We start from the raw sequence: 15,378 nt of genomic DNA, 5'->3' as shown, positions 1-15,378 counted from the left end.
CCGGAACTAAACCACTGACAGTGCGATCTAATCCTACTAAGTAGTAAAAAATCTAGCGTCTGCTCGGACACCTGTTAGAAATCCCGCATCTTAACTCAAATCAGGGGACAGAGACTTTGCTGCTCACCAAAGCATTCTAGTGGAGGTAAAAACATATGAAAACTCTCCTTCAAATTAAGTCTCAAAAAAAAGTTTTTCCCAAGGCTTGTGACATTAGCAACCAAGCAACGGAAATAGTCATCCTTGACCCCACAGTACCCGACAGCCACCACATAGCCTCTGGCATCAAAAGGGGTACAGGAACCTACATCCTCAAAAGCCAGCCTGATGCCATAGAGCAAATTACCACACTCCTAGCTCAGCATACAGGCATCGAAGCCCTACACCTCATCACACACGGCAGTTCCGGCCGCCTTTACTTAGCCACAACAGAACTAAACAGCAGCAACATCCAAAGGTACAGCCAACAGTTGCAACAGTGGCGAAACAGTTTCAGTGCCAACGCCAGCATCATCTTATATGGATGTAACGTAGCAAACGGAGACAGAGGGAGCCCATTCCTCACTCAACTGCACCAACTCACAGGCGCAAACATCGCCGCCAACCCCCACCCCACAGGCAACAGCGCACTAGGCGGCACATGGGACATCCCCCAACTCATCCCCCCATCTCCCCAAAAGCCCAAACTGGCCCTCACAGAAACCACCCTCAAAACCTACAGCGGTGTACTAGGCTTAGCCCCCAAAGTTGACCTCCCTACTGGCACTAACCCCAGATCCGTCAGCATCGGCGACATTAACGGCGACGGCCTCCCTGACTTAGCTGTGGCGAACTCTGGCAGCAACACCGCCTCTATCCTGCTCAACACCACCCTCACCGGAGCCCCCACCCCGACTTTCGCCCCCAAAGTTGACTTCCCAACTGGCGATGATCCCAGATCCGTCAGCATCGGCGACATCAACGGCGACGGCCTCCCTGACTTAGCTGTGGCGAACCTCAGCAGCAACACCACCTCCATCCTGTTCAACACCACTCCCACAGGAGCCACCACCCCCACTTTCGCCCCCAAAGTTGACTTCACAACTGGCAATAGCCTCCCTTACTTGCCAAATAATGGCAGTAAGCCCATAGCCGTCAGCATCGGCGACTTCAACTTGGACGGGAAACCTGACTTAGCTGTGGCGAACTTAACCATCTACGACCCCTTCTACGGAAGCCCCACCCCCCCTGGAGGCTCCATCCTGCTCAACACCACCCCCGCTTTCGCCACCACCCCCACTTTCGCCCCCCAAGTCACCTTCGCTACTCACAAGAACGCCATCGGCCTCATCGGCATTACGCCTAGCCCCAAATCCATCAGCATCGGCGACATCAACAGCGACGGGAAACCTGACTTAGCTTTGCCGAACTCCGACGACACCGCTTCCATCCTGCTCAACACCACCCCCGCTTTCGCCACCACCGCCACTTTCGCCACAGCAGTCACCTTCGCTACTGGCAAGAGTAACGTTTTCGCCGCCGGCGACGCCAACGTCAGAGCCGTCAGCATCGGCGACATCAACGGCGACGGGAAACCTGACTTAGCTACGGCTAACTGGGGCAGCAACAACGCCTCCATCCTGCTCAACACCACCCCCGCTTTCGCCACCACCCCCAGTTTCGCCCCCGAAGTCACCTTCCCAACGGGCACTGAACCCGAATCCGTCAGCATCGGCGACTTCAATGGCGACGGGAAACCTGACTTAGCTGTGGCGAACCGCAAGGACAACAACGCCTCCATCCTGCTCAACACCACCCCTGCTTTCGCCACCACCCCCAGTTTCGCCCCCCAAGTAACCTTCGCAACTGGCAGTTTCCCCAGAGCCGTCAGCATCGGCGACATCAACGGCGACGGGAAACCTGACTTAGCTGTGGCGAACACGAGCAGCAACACCGCCTCCATCCTGCTCAACAACACCCCCAAAGTTACTGCTGTCACCGCTACCACCGCTGACGGTAGCTACGGTGTCGGTTCTACTATCAATATCACCGTCACCTTCGATGCTGCTGTCACCGTCACCGGCACACCCCAACTGCAGCTAGAAACTGGCACAACCGACCAATTTGCCACCTACGCCTCTGGTAGCGGCAGTACAGCCCTCACCTTCAACTATCTAGTCCAAGCAGGAGACACCTCCGGTGACTTAGGATATCTCGCCACCAACGCCCTCACCCTCAACGGCGGCACCATTAAAGAAACCGCTGGTGCAGGCTTTGATGCGTTCTTAACCCTCCCCGCTACTGCCTCAGCCAACTCCCTCGGCGGTAGCAAAGCCATTGTTATTAATAATGGGGTTGCACCCACAGTTGCCTTAACATCAACTTCAGCAACCACTGTCAACGGTTTATTTAGCGTCACTGCTACCTTTAGTGAAAATGTCACTGGGTTTGATAATACTGATATCACCGTAGCTAATGCTACTGTCGGTAACTTTGTTAAAGTTGATGCCAAAACCTACACCTTTGATGTGACTCCCACTGCTAGTGGTAATGTCACAGTTGATGTACTTGCGGCTAAAGCCACTGATACTGCGGGTAATAACAATACCGCCGCAACTAAACTGGTTCGTACTGCTAATGTCACCACCCCTACTGTTGATGTCACCCCACCTACTGTTGCTTTAGCATCCAATTCAACACCAACAGTAACTGGTTTATTTAGCGTCACTGCTACCTTTAATGAAGAGGTCACCGGGTTTGATAATACTGATATCACCGTAGCTAATGCTAGTGTCAGTAACTTTGTAAAAGTTGATGCCACAACCTACACAGTTGATGTGACTCCCACTGCTAGTGGTAATGTCACAGTTGATGTACTTGCGGCTAAAGCTACGGATACTGCGGGTAATAACAATACCGCCGCAACTCAACTGGTTCGTACTGCTGATGTTACTGCTCCTACTGCTAACCTGAGTGCAATTTCTAACATTACTACAGCCGACGGTACAAGTCAGACATTGACTGTTACTTTCAGTGATAGCAGTGGAGTTGATGTTAGCAGTTTAGATAATTCTGACGTTGTTGTAAATTGGTCAGGTGGTGTTATTCCTGCTACTTTTGTTAGTGTGGATATTAATAGCAATGGTACGCCGCGTACAGCGACATATTCGTTGACACCACCAGGGGGAACTTGGGATAGTGCTGATAATGGTACTTACACAGTTAATTTGCAAGCATCGCAGGTGAAGGATGCTAGCGGTAATTTGGCTGCTGCTAGCAGTTTGGGTACTTTTAGTGTTGATGTTGCGACACCTGCACCTGCACCCGCACCAACCCCTGCACCCGCACCAACCCCTGCACCAGCACCAACCCCTGCGGAAACACCCGCACCTGCGCCCGCACCAACCCCTGCGGAAACACCAACACCCGCACCTGCGCCCGCACCAACACCCGCACCAACCCCTGCGGAAACACCAACACCAACACCCGCACCTGCACCAACCCCTGCGGAAACACCAACACCCTCACCCGCGCCGGCACCAACCCCTGCGGAAACACCAACACCCGCACCTGCACCCGCACCAACCCCTGCGGAAACACCAACACCCGCACCTGCACCCGCACAAACACCCGCACCAACCCCTGCGGAAACACCAACACCCGCACCAACACCGACACCAACACCATCGGTAACGCCAACACCAACAACCAACAACATCCCCAATGACGACTGCATCTGCGATGATATTGCCTATCCCAACTTCAACAAACCCAATGCAGTTGAAAACACCATACTCGGTGGAGCGACAATTGAAATAACCACTGCACTCGGTGAATCGCCAATTCAAATAGGCACTGCCAAAAACGATGAATTACTGGGCAACAACAACGGCAATATATTCGATGCCAAATCCGGGGATGATAACTTATATGGTGGCGACAGCAGGGACATATTAAACGGCAACAAAGGCAATGATTTTATCAGCGGGGGTCAAGGTGACGACATCCTATTGGGAGATGAAGGAAAGGATATCATTATTGGCGAGTTCGGCAATGATTTAATCTTTGGAGGCAAAGGCAATGACTCCCTAAAGGGTAGCGAAGGTAAGGATATCCTTCTTGGTAATAAAAATGACGACTTCATTGATGGTGGTAATGATGATGACACCTTATTTGGAGGCCAAGGTAACGACATAATGCTTGGTAGTCAAGGTGATGACTACTTGTTGGGAAATCAGGGTTCGGATAGCCTCTGTGGCGGTGAAGGTAATGATTTCATCAGCGGTGACAAAGGAGCAGATATCTTGGGAGGGTGTGAAGGAAATGATACTATTGACGGAGGTCTAGATAACGATACTCTCACTGGTGGCAAAGGATCAGATATCCTTGACGGAGGCATGGAAAATGATAGTTTGATTGGCGGTAGCGGCAATGATATTTTTGTTTTAAAAGCTGGTCAAGGAGTTGACATAATCGCTGATTTTACCCTGGGTCAAGATTTGATTGGATTAAGCGGTGGCTTGAGTTTGGGTCAGTTAGAAATAACTCAAAATACTCAGGGAACTCTTATTAAGAACCTCTTGACAGGGGAGCAGTTAGGTGTGATGGTTGGAGTGAGTGCCAATGCGATTACATCGGCTAATTTCATGCTGGTTTAGGGAAGGAGAGAAAAGTGCGATCGCCCCTTCGCTCCACAAGGGCGATCGCACTTGACCCAAAAGTCGATCGCCAAATTCGATCGCACTTGAGAACCCCGGCTTCTTTAAGCCGTCGGGATTCTCGCCTTCACGGCAAACCTTTCCTAAACTGTCTTAACCCACTCGATCCAAGTTTCCATCGGGCGGAAACCCACTGATTTGTAAAGCTTTGTCGCCCCCGTCAAACTGTCAGCATCGACGCTGAGTTTAGCTGTGTTTGCACCCGCTGCTTTCAACTTATGCAAACCAGCTAATAGCATCGCTTTTCCTAAACCCATTTTCCGAAAATCGCGCCGCGTACCCAACAATTCAATCCAGCCGTCTTTTGTACCGCTGCGGGCGTTTTTTTGGGGTTTTATTTGACAGTCGCAGAAAGCAGCAAATTTACGATCGCCCGAAACAGCAATCAAATCTAATTCCGGCTGATAATTCGGATCTTGCATCCAATAACGCACGGTTTCCGCAGTTAAATCGTGGTGGTTCCAGTGATCTATAAATGACTGGTTGAACATCTCTACCCAGGGTTGGATGTCTTGTTCTCCCGATACGTGTGTCAGTGCAAAATCTGCGGGGAATTCCGGCGCGGGAATCGGTTCGGCGAGGGATCGGGCCATTGTCCAAAAATAGCGATCGACCTCAAAGCCCTGTTTTTCTAACAGCCGCATCTCATCGGTTTTGTCCTCGCGGCTGTATGTACGCAATTTTGCCGGCAAATTCCGTTCTTTCGCGACTTCGCGCAGCCGCTTTTCGCCCCACTTAATTATGTCTTTTTCCAAACCTGCGCCGCGCACGTTTGGATGCACGTAAAACCAGAGACAAGCGTCGATTTCCTCTGGCGAATCGGGCATATCTAGGAGTGCTAAACCGATTAGTTTGTAATTACCCTCTTCCCACAATTGCACGTCGCGGGCTTGGTCGAGTTTGGGTGCATCAAGTATTAGCTTAAGTTCAGTTGCTGAGACTTCTTCGCCGAGTCTATCTACGGCTTCGCAAGCATCGATCAAATTGGCGATCGCGCACCAGTCAGTTTCGCCCTTGTAGGAGCGTGTTGTTAAGATATTCATAGAAAACTTGCAATCCGTAATTTCGGACTGTTCCTCTTAAGTGGTATTGGCAAACACGTACAGTGAATTTATTGCAAAACTCCGAGTTTTTGATGATTAACCGCAGATGAACGCGGATAAACGCGGATGTAATGCAGATTTATTGTGGTGTCGATAAAACTCAGAAACCTGTTTATATCACCCAGGCTTTCAGGTTTTATCTAATTAGGCAATCATAAAAATTGTTTGGCCCTTTGGGGCTAATTTTGTAGGTGAGTTTATCGCTGGATGTCGATGAGTCGCGCTCTCTTTCGTTACCAAGCTTGGTGCTTAAGTAACTATTGTTTGAATAAAGTTTCTACAGCTAAGTAAAGAAGTTGTCACCCCCAGTGGGTAGTTGATTTTTACTTTTGCTCTCTTTTACAATAAATCCTTTTTCAGGGATTTCTTGCTCCTCCTGTTAACTCGCCCGACCGGGGAGGGGAGAAGTTGAACTTATTTAAAAGTTCCCTATCTCAACTATAACCTGAGCTGTTTTTTTTTGCAAGTTTGAGGTGAGGAGAGTTTTGTTAGTATGGACGGGAGCAGGTTTTTGAGGGCAGAAGCATCGCAGTTTTAACCGACCGTAACAGTAGTTTTCATCACTTTTTTACCGGATTTTAGGTGGGATTTATCCAAACGTTAAACTAACATTAAACTAGATTTCGGATTGGTAGAAGGTAAATATGCTTGACAACCTGGATTTAAACATTTCCCTAGATAAAGAAACCTACGATGCCAAAATAGAAGTTTTAATGCAGCAGTTGCGATCGCTCCAACTGGCCTGCAGGGAAAAAAAATTGCCCGCAATTATCGTCCTCGAAGGTTGGGCCGCTGCCGGCAAAGGTGCTTTAGTCAAAAAAATGGTGGGGTATATGGACCCGCGGGGGTTTGCCGTCCACCCGATTTGGCCGCCGTCAGATGCAGAAATGGGCTATCCTTTCCTATGGCGGTTTTGGCAGAAACTCCCCGCCCGCGGCAAAATTGGCTTTTTCTACCACAGTTGGTACACTCATGTTTTAGAAGACCGATTGTTCGATCGAGTCTCCGAGGCAGAAGTACCGACAGCCATCCGGCAAATCAACGCCTTCGAGCGGCAGATGGTAGATGACGGCGCAGCAATTGCCAAATTTTGGATTCACCTCAGCAAAAAAGAGCTCAAGCACCGGCTCAAAAAACTAGAAGACGACACCTTACAAGCTTGGCGAGTGCGGCCCGAAGATTGGAAACAAGCCAAAAAATACGAAGAATACACAACTTTTGCCGAAGAAATGGTAGCCCAAACCGGCACGGGCCCGGTACCTTGGACGCTAGTAGAAGGCGATTGTCAGCGGTGGGCCAGAGTCAAAGTTTTAACGCAAATGGCAGCGACAATTACAGAAGCCTTAGACAGACTGCCGATGCAATCTGCACCCGTAAAATTGCCGCCTCAAGAAAGCTTGCAACCCAGCGAACCCGACTTGCTGGCCCAAGTAGATTTAACTCAATCGCTGTCGCCCGACGAATACAAACAGCAACTTCGCGAACAACAAACCCGTTTTGGCAAACTGCAACAAAGCATCTACGAAGAGGAAATCCCCGTATTAGTGCTGTTTGAAGGTTGGGACGCCGCCGGTAAAGGAGGAGCAATCAAACGCTTGACGGACGTATTAGACCCCCGCAGTTACACCGTTAATGCCTTTGCGGCCCCGACAGACGAAGAAAAAGCGCATCACTACCTCTGGCGGTTCTGGCAGCGGCTGCCAACGGCTGGTAAAATCAGCATTTGCGATCGCAGTTGGTATGGTAGAGTGCTGGTCGAGCGAGTCGAAGGATTTGCCACCGAACCCGAATGGCGCCGAGCTTATCAGGAAATCAACGAATTTGAGGAGCAACTCACCAGTTTCGGTTGTGTCTTAGTTAAATTCTGGCTGCACATCAGTCCTGACGAGCAACTAAAGCGGTTTACAGAGCGGCAAAACAATCCCTTTAAACAATACAAACTCACCGAGGAAGATTGGCGAAATCGGGAAAAGTGGAATTATTATGAAGTGGCGGTGAATCAAATGATTCACCGCACCAGCACGCCGCTTGCTCCCTGGACGCTAATTGCGGCCGATAACAAGTATTATGCTCGTGTTAAAGTAATTCAAACGGTAACGCAGGCAATTCGGAATCAACTGAAGCGCCGATAAATTGGGATTGGTGAATCGGTAACAGGTAATGGCGAAAAAAAGCAGGCAGCAGAAAGCAGAGTTGAATTGCCAATTTCACCTGCGGCGTGCTCGATTCATTACCAATTATCAATCAACCATTACCAGTTATCAATTACCAATTAACTGTCAGCAATCTGTGACTGGAAGTAGCGGGCTTGCAGCCTGCAACCAATGGTTGATAGCTGACCGGAAGCGAGCATTAGGATAAATGCGATCGGGCTGGGTTATTGGCGAAATTTAAAAACTCACCGATTCCCGTATTTCCTTCCGCAGCTAAATTCGCGCTCGTTTCCAAAACTTCTGTACTAATTTATGAAGACACAGAATATTGCAAGATGCCAGAACTGTTAGCTCGCATTCTATTTCTATTCCTCCTGTTCTCACTGCTCAAATCGTGGTGGGATCAATCAGGAGGCAAAGACAATCCATTATTAGATCGGCTGCGCGTTTTGCTGCTGATCAGCCTTTTGATCCTAGCTTTTTTTGCGCCAGACACCCCGGTCGGAGCAGCGATTTTCGGCTTAATAGCCTTCTTCTTTAAGCCGCTGGGTTTTTCAATCACGCTGCTGGTGATTGCATCCGCGCTGATCACGAACGGGGGCATCCGCAACCCGGCGCCGAGAATGATCTTGGCAGCCCTGCTAGTTTTGATCCTTTCGAGTATGCCAGTTGTCGCTTACTGGTTCGCCGAGCAAGCAGAACGGGACGCCGCCGCAGCCGTCCGCACAGTTTGCTGCGACGAAACCGCAGCGGCGATCGTCCTGCTGGGCAAAGGAACCACTCAGCCTCACATCCCCAACCGAGTAGCGATTCAACTGACAGATACAGGCAATCGCCTGCCCTATGCTGCCGTTTTGTACAGAAAACAACTCGCACCTATGGTCATCGTTACCGCTGGCCCGAGACGCGAGTTGGAGGGTTATGTTGGCGAAGCTAAGGATATCGAGACTTTGCTGGCAAACAACATGGGCGTGCCGCGCAGCAGTATTGTTCTAGACGATAACGGCAGCAACATACGCACCAGCGCTGAAGAAGTGAGAAAGATACTCGACAGCCGTGGCGCCGCGCGCAAAGTCATCCTGGTAACATCTGCGATTCAGATGCGGCGTGCTAGCCTCGCTTTTGCAAATATGGGAATCCAGGTGATTCCTAGAGCTACCGACTTCTACACTTTTCAACCCACCTCAGGAGGGAGTTCGAGACTGCGCTTAGACGCGGGAGATTTTTTGCCTAGTGCAGAAGCTTTGGTAACTACGACGCGAGTATTCGATGAATATTTCGGGTCTTTTTATTACTATTTGCGCGGCTGGCAGGCTCCCAGGGCCTAAAGTGGCAAGTTGCTGGTGTTTTTCTTAGGCAACAGCGACTGCTCCCCAGATTGGTTTAACATCTGATGAGAATGAGACCTTTGTGGGGAGCTGTTTTTTCTCATTTCGGCGGGGTTGCCGACGACCATGCTTGCCATTAATAAAAACAGCGCCCAAAAGAAAGCTGTCTCCGACGCAGGGGGTGCTTTTTTCGTTGGTTCTGGACTTTTGACAGATTCGACGTTAACTTTGATGTCTAGTTTCCCTTCAATTTCTTTGCCTTTGAGAACTCCGTCGCTGCATACACCCTTAAAAGTCATTGGAGCGGGCTTTGGTGCTTCTGCTTTAGCTTCTGCCATTTTTTTATCCTGGTTTTTGTAGATTCGGTTGGATAGTACATTCTCAGAGGTTCGGGGGTTTTCCGGACAGGATTTGGCGAACTCTGAAAGAATTAAGTTAAATATGCACGCCGCCCCTTGCTGGGGCTTAAACATCAGAATCTGAAGGCATTTCAAGCTAGTGCTTGTTTGTTTTAGATAGCAGCGTTGCCTTGAAGCTGCTACTTATCTATCTGGGTGAAGGGGAGAGTTTTATGCAAAGTACAGGTTTTTTTATGAAAAATTTGTCAATAACTTTATTGGCTCCCGGCGGGCCGAAACGTCAATAGCCTGAAGTTCGAGCTTGGTTGAGATCCCCGAAGAAACCCTGTTTCTTGCCGCAGCGTTCCCAAGTGACGCAATTCTGTTAATAAACTGGGTTTATGGCACAATATCGCGCCAGGAATGCCAATCTAAAATTTAAAATAATCGAAATAATCGAGAGTGCAAATATCCACCAGCAAACTATCGTCCTTGCAACCCGAACAACTGGAAGCTTGGGCAAAAGAGGCAATTAATCGCAGTAAATCCGGTCAAATCGCCGCGTACATACCTCTCCTGGCGCGAGCCGACAGACAAGGGTTTGCCGTGCAAATTCGGGCAATTGACGGTCAATTTTTGAGCTGGGGTAGCATTGCTCAAACATTCTCGCTGATGAGCGCAGTCAAGCCCTTTGTGCTGCTTTATTTGCTGTGCGAATTGGGCGAAAAAACGGTATTTGACTGCGTTGGCTGCGAGCCTTCGGAACTGCCTTTCAATTCCTTAACTCAACTCGAAATCGACCAAGGGAAGCCGAGAAACCCCATGATTAATAGCGGGGCGATCGCCCTAGCGTCTTTGATTCCCGGTCAAAATGCTGTGGCGCGCTGTCAAAACTTGCTCGATTGGCTGAATCAACAGGCAAACAGTCAGTTATTTGTTGACGATTTAATGCTCGATTCAGTGAATTCAATGCCGAATGAAAATAATTGGAATCTCGCCTTGAAAATGGTAGAATCTGGTTATATTCAAAACTCTAAAATTGCTTTAGAAACTTACAATCGCCTCTGCTGTTTGTCGGGAACTGTGGAGGATTTAGCTAAGCTGGGGATGGTTTTGGTAAATAGTGGCGATCGACAAATCGGGGAAAACTGCCGCACTGTCAAAGCACTAATGGCAACTTGCGGTTTATATGAAGCATCCGGCCGCTTTGCACTGCGGGTGGGACTGCCTGCTAAGTCGGGAGTTAGCGGGGCAATGATCTCGGTAATTCCGGGTCAAGGTGCGATCGGCTTTTACAGTCCGCCCTTGGATAAAGACGGAAACTCTGTCGCTGGCTTATTTCTGTTAGAACAAATAGCTAAAACTCTGCGGCTGAGCGTGTTTGATTAGATTAGGAATTACGCACGGGTGGTCAGGGTTTCGACTTCGCTCAACCACCGGGTTTTTTTGCGAGAATATTTCGTGAATGCTGGCATAAACTGCCAAAAACCCGGTTTCTTTGGTTTTGATACGTAAGTCCTGAACCAATGCCCAATGCCCAATGCCCAATGCCCGATGACTAATGCTTTTCACCCAAAATAGCATAAACCACAGTCTCTTCTTTTTTGCCGCGCAATTGAATAGACCCTACTTTTTGACCTTCGTAGCGATCGCGCACGTAAGCAAAAGTCCTCCCCGTCACCAACAAATTAAAAGGACTGTCAGAAACAATTTCCTTATTCATCGCCTCCAATCTAGCAGCAACGTTGACAGCATCGCCGATCACAGAATAATTCAAACGCCGGGAACCGCCCACGCTACCAGCAACTAACTGTCCGGTATGCAAACCGATGCCAAATTTAATTAAAGGTTTGCGTTCAATTCTAAGCTGCTGGTTAAGTTGGTGCAGTCGTTCGTGCATCGCAATGCAAGCCGCAACTGCATTCAAAGCATCTTGTTGGATTTGTCGATATTCGGTATGGCAAAAAGGCACCCCAAAAACTGCCATAATTGCATCACCAATGTATTTATCTACAACGCCCCCGTGATCCATAATACAGTTGGTCATCGCTTCCAAATAATTGTTCAGCCAGGTGAGCAAATCCCGCGGCGGCATTTTTTCTGAAATCGAAGTAAAACTACGAATATCCATAAACAGCACCGTTGCTGTAAGTTCTTGAGGTTCGAGTTCTCCTTGTTCAAATATCTCAGCTTTGCGTTCCCAAATAAGCTGAGCTGTCTCCGGAGCGACGTGCTTTTCAAATAACCTCATCAACTGCTGCTTTTCGTACTGTTCCCGCAGTTGCAAAGCAGTGCTAGATAAAATGAGCGTGCCGATAGGTGCGGCAATCGGAACCCACCAAAAAAAGAAGCCAAATAACAAAGCAGCAGCCGCAATCCAAATTATAGGCAAACCGAGAGCGATCGCAATTCTCTCCTTAACACCTCGGTGGCCCAGAACCAAAGCGGTAAGCGAACCAATCCCCAACAATAACAAAATTTCTACGAGTACCGGCAGCCGCTGCAGCAAGCGTTGATTGAGCAAATTGTCAACCAACGCTGCATATAAAAAAACCCCACCCGTAGTCTTGTTGAGAGGTGAAGATATCGGGTCGAAACCGGTAGCAACTATGCCCACTAAAACTAACTTATTGGTCAGAGCATCTGCGGGAATTCTACCTTCTACGACATCAACAAAAGCATAGGTAGATAGATTTTCTGTTTTCCCCGGCCAGTTAACCCAGACTTTTTTTTCCTGCTTATTTTTTGACTTTGGGAGCAATACTGGATCTTGGGGATTAGCAGCATTGTACCTGTGAGTCAATGCTAAACCGAAATTAGGAATCCCGTTGAGAAAGATTTTTGACTCGCGGGTAATACCGTCGCTATCGGCTTCTTGGCTGATGTGGCCGACACCTGCCGCGACTGCTTTTAAAGATGCTACGGGTTCTTCTTTGGGGGTTCTAGGGAGTACAACTTTGCCGTTGGCGGCAATTGCCGCGGCTAAAATATCATCTTTCGGACTCGGATCGAGGAAAAGAATGTCAAAACCAACTGCTGTAGGGGGAGATTTTTTCAGTGATTCTAGCAGTTCGGCATAGCGGTTGCGGGGCCAAGGAAATTGACCGTATTCTTGCAAGGAATGCGGTTCGATCGCAATTACTGCAATTCTCTTATCCCATCCGGGATTTGGTAATATACCCGATTCTCGAATTTGAAATAGCGTTTTGTATCCCAAATATTCAAGGGGTTTCCACATTCCCACTTGCAGCATGGCTACAGACATTAGCCCTGCTAGGGTGCCTGTCATCCAGGGAGGATTTGAAATTATATATTGCCGCAAGCCGATCAGTTGATTGTGTTTGAGATGATCCATCCATTGTTTGAACTTCATGCAATTAATTTGACGAAATAATTGACATTCGAGTCCGACTTTCGACAGGAGTGCGAGTCATGAAGTTTTACAATACCGTAAGGGCGAAGGGTTGACGCAAAATTTATTTATTTTGACTACCGAGATTCACCGCGAAATGCTTCGCACCTACACAAAATAATCCACCCAGATACGACTTAGGCTCTAACTCACGTCTTCAGAGACTGCCCGCGCACTTTACTCTTAGATAGGTTGTTTAGGGAACGACGAGGCTGTAGTGCCGTTCTGTGACTGACGGCCCTCGCACTACGATTTGGAGGCGGCGGCTTGGAGGTAAAATTCCTTGGATTTTGAAGTTGCCATTTCGATCGCTCTTAATCTCTTCGTTGTTGACATAAAGTGTGTCGATCGGGTTAATTTGACCGCTGAGGCGATAGATATTGCCGCTGAATCTCAACAACCTGCGGACTTTGAGTTGAGCTAGGCGAGGGCTCGCTGAGGGCGCCACGGGCGAGGTTTGAGGGAAAATTGCCGTGGAGTTGCCGCTGTTGACAACTACTTCTGAGTCGGCGCTGTCTGATACTACGACTGCACCTTCAATAGTTTCGACTGCGGTTTTGCCCCCACCGACGCTGACGCCAAAGGAGGTGCCGCGGACTCCGGCAACCCCTTCTGGGGTTTCAACCCTGACTGGGGCAGTTTTGGCAGACTTTTTTTGTTGGGCAATTTGACTGGATTTGCCAACTCCGCTGAGGCTATTGAGGGCGGCTATTTGGTTTGGGGGGATAATTGTTGAGGTGTTGGCTGCGGGAGTTGTCGCAGCAGTTTTGCCGATCGACAACCTGACTCGCCCCCTGCTGACAAAAATCGCTGTGTCTTTTTCGCCACCTGCACTGCTTGACAAATTGGATATTCTGACTGCGGTTTTTTCGGCAACTTCCACGATGCCGGCGTTGTTGTCGATGCCTAAACGGGCTGTGGAATCGGGGCCGGTGATGATTTCGTCTCCGGGGGCCAGAAGCCGATCGCCCACAACCGCCGGCCGCCCTTTAAAGCTTACTTTACCGCGAATTTCTTCTATTTCGAGCGATCGCCCGACCGCTGTTCCCTGAGCCTTTATCGTCTCTGCTGGGGATGAATTCGCCGCCACTGTTGCCGGATTTTTTGGAGAGTTTGAGCCTGTTGGCAGTGCTGGCGGTCGATCGACTGAGACAAGTTTAGTAGCGTTCGACGGCTGTTTGGGGGATGGAGAGAGCGGACTGGCGATCGTCCCACGACCAAGCGGCAGACAGGCGAACACAGCTAACGACAAACTTAGGAGCGGAATTTTGGTCGATCGCCAGCACGTAAAAATTTTATTCATTATTTCAATTTTGTGATGTTGAAGTTCCTTGACTTCATTTCCTCTATTAGACTCCCTAAATCCGGCAATCGTTCCACTTTTTATGCCGTAAGACCGCACCCCAAATCCACTTTCTCAACATTAAATTTTAGCATTAAATCTTATTTTTATTGTCATATTTTAGTAAACTGTTACAACATGGCAATTTACTAAAATATGACCTTCGGAAAATTTTGCCAACCAGACTCAAAGTGCTTTGCAGCAGTAATTTCGCCGATCTCAACCTTAGAGAGCGCCGAGTTATATATAGCAAACATAAAATTAATTACTACTTGTGAATGCCTTTAGGCTTCTGCCGGAAGGATGACTAACTGGGGAGAAATCCTGTAGTTGTGGCAATTAATAAAAAGATTCTTTTTGCGAAGCGATAAAAAATAATTATCTAAGTGGTGCGCCCAGATCAGGGAGTGGAACTTGCCCATGTGGAACCTTATGAGGCAAACATAAGGAAATCAGGGTACACGATCGACCAACTCTGACTAGAATAGCGTTTTTTAGGGAAAGTTGGGCGAAATTTCGATGGAAAATCATAGCGAGCGATCGCCTGCTGGTGTTGCTGTTCCGAAGTAGACGCCAAACTGTAAAATGGACGGTTGTATATAGGTTATATAGAGCAGGAGAACAATTTCCGTGGCAATAGAAGTAGGTCAGAGAGTTAAGGTGCGCCGTCTCAGAGATCGGATACCTCCAAATATGGTGGGCAGGATAAAAGAGAATCCAGTAGGCACTGTTGACGGATTCAAAATGGTTGACGGTAGCGGAGTAGGCGTGGTTGTCAAGTTTGACGGTTTTTCGACTTGGTTCTTTGAAGATGAGCTAGAACCCGTTTAGCAGATGTAGAAGGAAGAAGGAAGAAGGAAGAAGGAAGAAGGAAGAGGAAAAATTTTCCCCATTCTTCCCCTTTCCCACTCTCCCACTTGCCGACTCTCCTCTTCCTCCACTCTCCCCCCTCCCCCACTCTGGCTGAAGGTTGCGCTTAAATGTTAAAGAGTAAGCTTTGGCAGT

At 48.7% G+C, this 15,378-nt stretch carries 9 protein-coding genes; 5 read left to right on the top strand and 4 right to left on the bottom strand.

Annotation, left to right across the window (positions count from 1 at the left end; translation table 11 throughout):
- Positions 1-155: 155 nt before the first annotated feature.
- The gene (locus QUA62_RS10430; protein WP_333403801.1) at positions 156-4,637 is read left to right on the top strand and encodes a DUF4347 domain-containing protein; all 4,482 of its coding nucleotides are present in this window, start codon (positions 156-158) and stop codon (positions 4,635-4,637) included.
- 143 nt (positions 4,638-4,780) lie between these two features.
- Here QUA62_RS10430 and QUA62_RS10425 read toward each other — a convergent pair whose 3' ends face one another.
- Entirely contained in the window at positions 4,781-5,740 is a 960-nt protein-coding gene (locus QUA62_RS10425) for a GNAT family N-acetyltransferase (RefSeq protein WP_333403800.1), read from the bottom strand.
- 704 nt (positions 5,741-6,444) lie between these two features.
- Here QUA62_RS10425 and pap point away from each other — a divergent pair.
- Both pap and QUA62_RS10415 read left to right on the top strand, forming a co-directional pair.
- A complete protein-coding gene (gene pap / locus QUA62_RS10420; protein WP_333403799.1) occupies positions 6,445-7,932 on the top strand; it encodes a polyphosphate:AMP phosphotransferase in 1,488 nt (495 codons plus the stop codon).
- Between the two features lie 356 nt (positions 7,933-8,288).
- Positions 8,289-9,281: a YdcF family protein gene (locus tag QUA62_RS10415; protein ID WP_333282398.1), complete on the top strand. Its 993-nt coding sequence runs from the start codon at positions 8,289-8,291 to the stop codon at positions 9,279-9,281.
- Here QUA62_RS10415 and QUA62_RS10410 read toward each other — a convergent pair.
- Entirely contained in the window at positions 9,278-9,619 is a 342-nt protein-coding gene (locus tag QUA62_RS10410; RefSeq protein WP_333403798.1) for a hypothetical protein, read from the bottom strand. The two genes, QUA62_RS10415 and QUA62_RS10410, sit on opposite strands and share 4 nt — an antisense overlap.
- Before the next feature lie 462 nt (positions 9,620-10,081).
- On the opposite strand from QUA62_RS10410, the gene glsA reads away from it, so the two are divergent.
- Positions 10,082-11,008, top strand: coding sequence for a glutaminase A (gene glsA / locus QUA62_RS10405; RefSeq protein WP_333403797.1), 927 nt, complete (start codon positions 10,082-10,084; stop codon positions 11,006-11,008).
- A 169-nt stretch (positions 11,009-11,177) separates the two neighbouring features.
- On the opposite strand, the gene QUA62_RS10400 is transcribed toward glsA, so the two are convergent.
- Complete coding sequence (locus QUA62_RS10400) at positions 11,178-12,992, bottom strand: adenylate/guanylate cyclase domain-containing protein (protein ID WP_333403796.1); 1,815 nt, start codon at positions 12,990-12,992, stop codon at positions 11,178-11,180.
- Between the two features lie 235 nt (positions 12,993-13,227).
- A complete protein-coding gene (locus tag QUA62_RS10395; protein WP_333403795.1) occupies positions 13,228-14,334 on the bottom strand; it encodes a FecR domain-containing protein in 1,107 nt (368 codons plus the stop codon).
- 669 nt (positions 14,335-15,003) lie between these two features.
- Between QUA62_RS10395 and petP the strand changes: the two genes are divergently transcribed.
- Positions 15,004-15,204 carry a cytochrome b6f subunit PetP gene (gene petP / locus QUA62_RS10390; protein WP_190658798.1) on the top strand — a complete coding sequence of 67 codons (201 nt, stop codon included), beginning with the start codon at positions 15,004-15,006 and terminating at the stop codon, positions 15,202-15,204.
- The last annotated feature ends 174 nt before the right edge of the window (positions 15,205-15,378 follow it).

The sequence above is a fragment of the Microcoleus sp. MON1_C1 genome (genome assembly GCF_036701945.1).
Lineage (GTDB): Bacteria > Cyanobacteriota > Cyanobacteriia > Cyanobacteriales > Microcoleaceae > Microcoleus.
The sequence above is the reverse complement of the archived record's forward strand: the minus strand, read 5'-3'. Positions and strand labels throughout refer to the sequence as shown.

What these genes read in the sequence shown, in the direction of transcription:
- QUA62_RS10425 (WP_333403800.1), bottom strand. Translation starts at nt 5,740, where the DNA reads ATGAATATCTTAACAACACGCTCCTACAAGGGCGAAACTGACTGGTGC.
- QUA62_RS10430 (WP_333403801.1), top strand. Translation starts at nt 156, where the DNA reads ATGAAAACTCTCCTTCAAATTAAGTCTCAAAAAAAAGTTTTTCCCAAG.
- QUA62_RS10410 (WP_333403798.1), bottom strand. Translation starts at nt 9,619, where the DNA reads ATGGCAGAAGCTAAAGCAGAAGCACCAAAGCCCGCTCCAATGACTTTT.
- pap (WP_333403799.1), top strand. Translation starts at nt 6,445, where the DNA reads ATGCTTGACAACCTGGATTTAAACATTTCCCTAGATAAAGAAACCTAC.
- QUA62_RS10395 (WP_333403795.1), bottom strand. Translation starts at nt 14,334, where the DNA reads ATGAATAAAATTTTTACGTGCTGGCGATCGACCAAAATTCCGCTCCTA.
- QUA62_RS10400 (WP_333403796.1), bottom strand. Translation starts at nt 12,992, where the DNA reads ATGAAGTTCAAACAATGGATGGATCATCTCAAACACAATCAACTGATC.
- QUA62_RS10415 (WP_333282398.1), top strand. Translation starts at nt 8,289, where the DNA reads ATGCCAGAACTGTTAGCTCGCATTCTATTTCTATTCCTCCTGTTCTCA.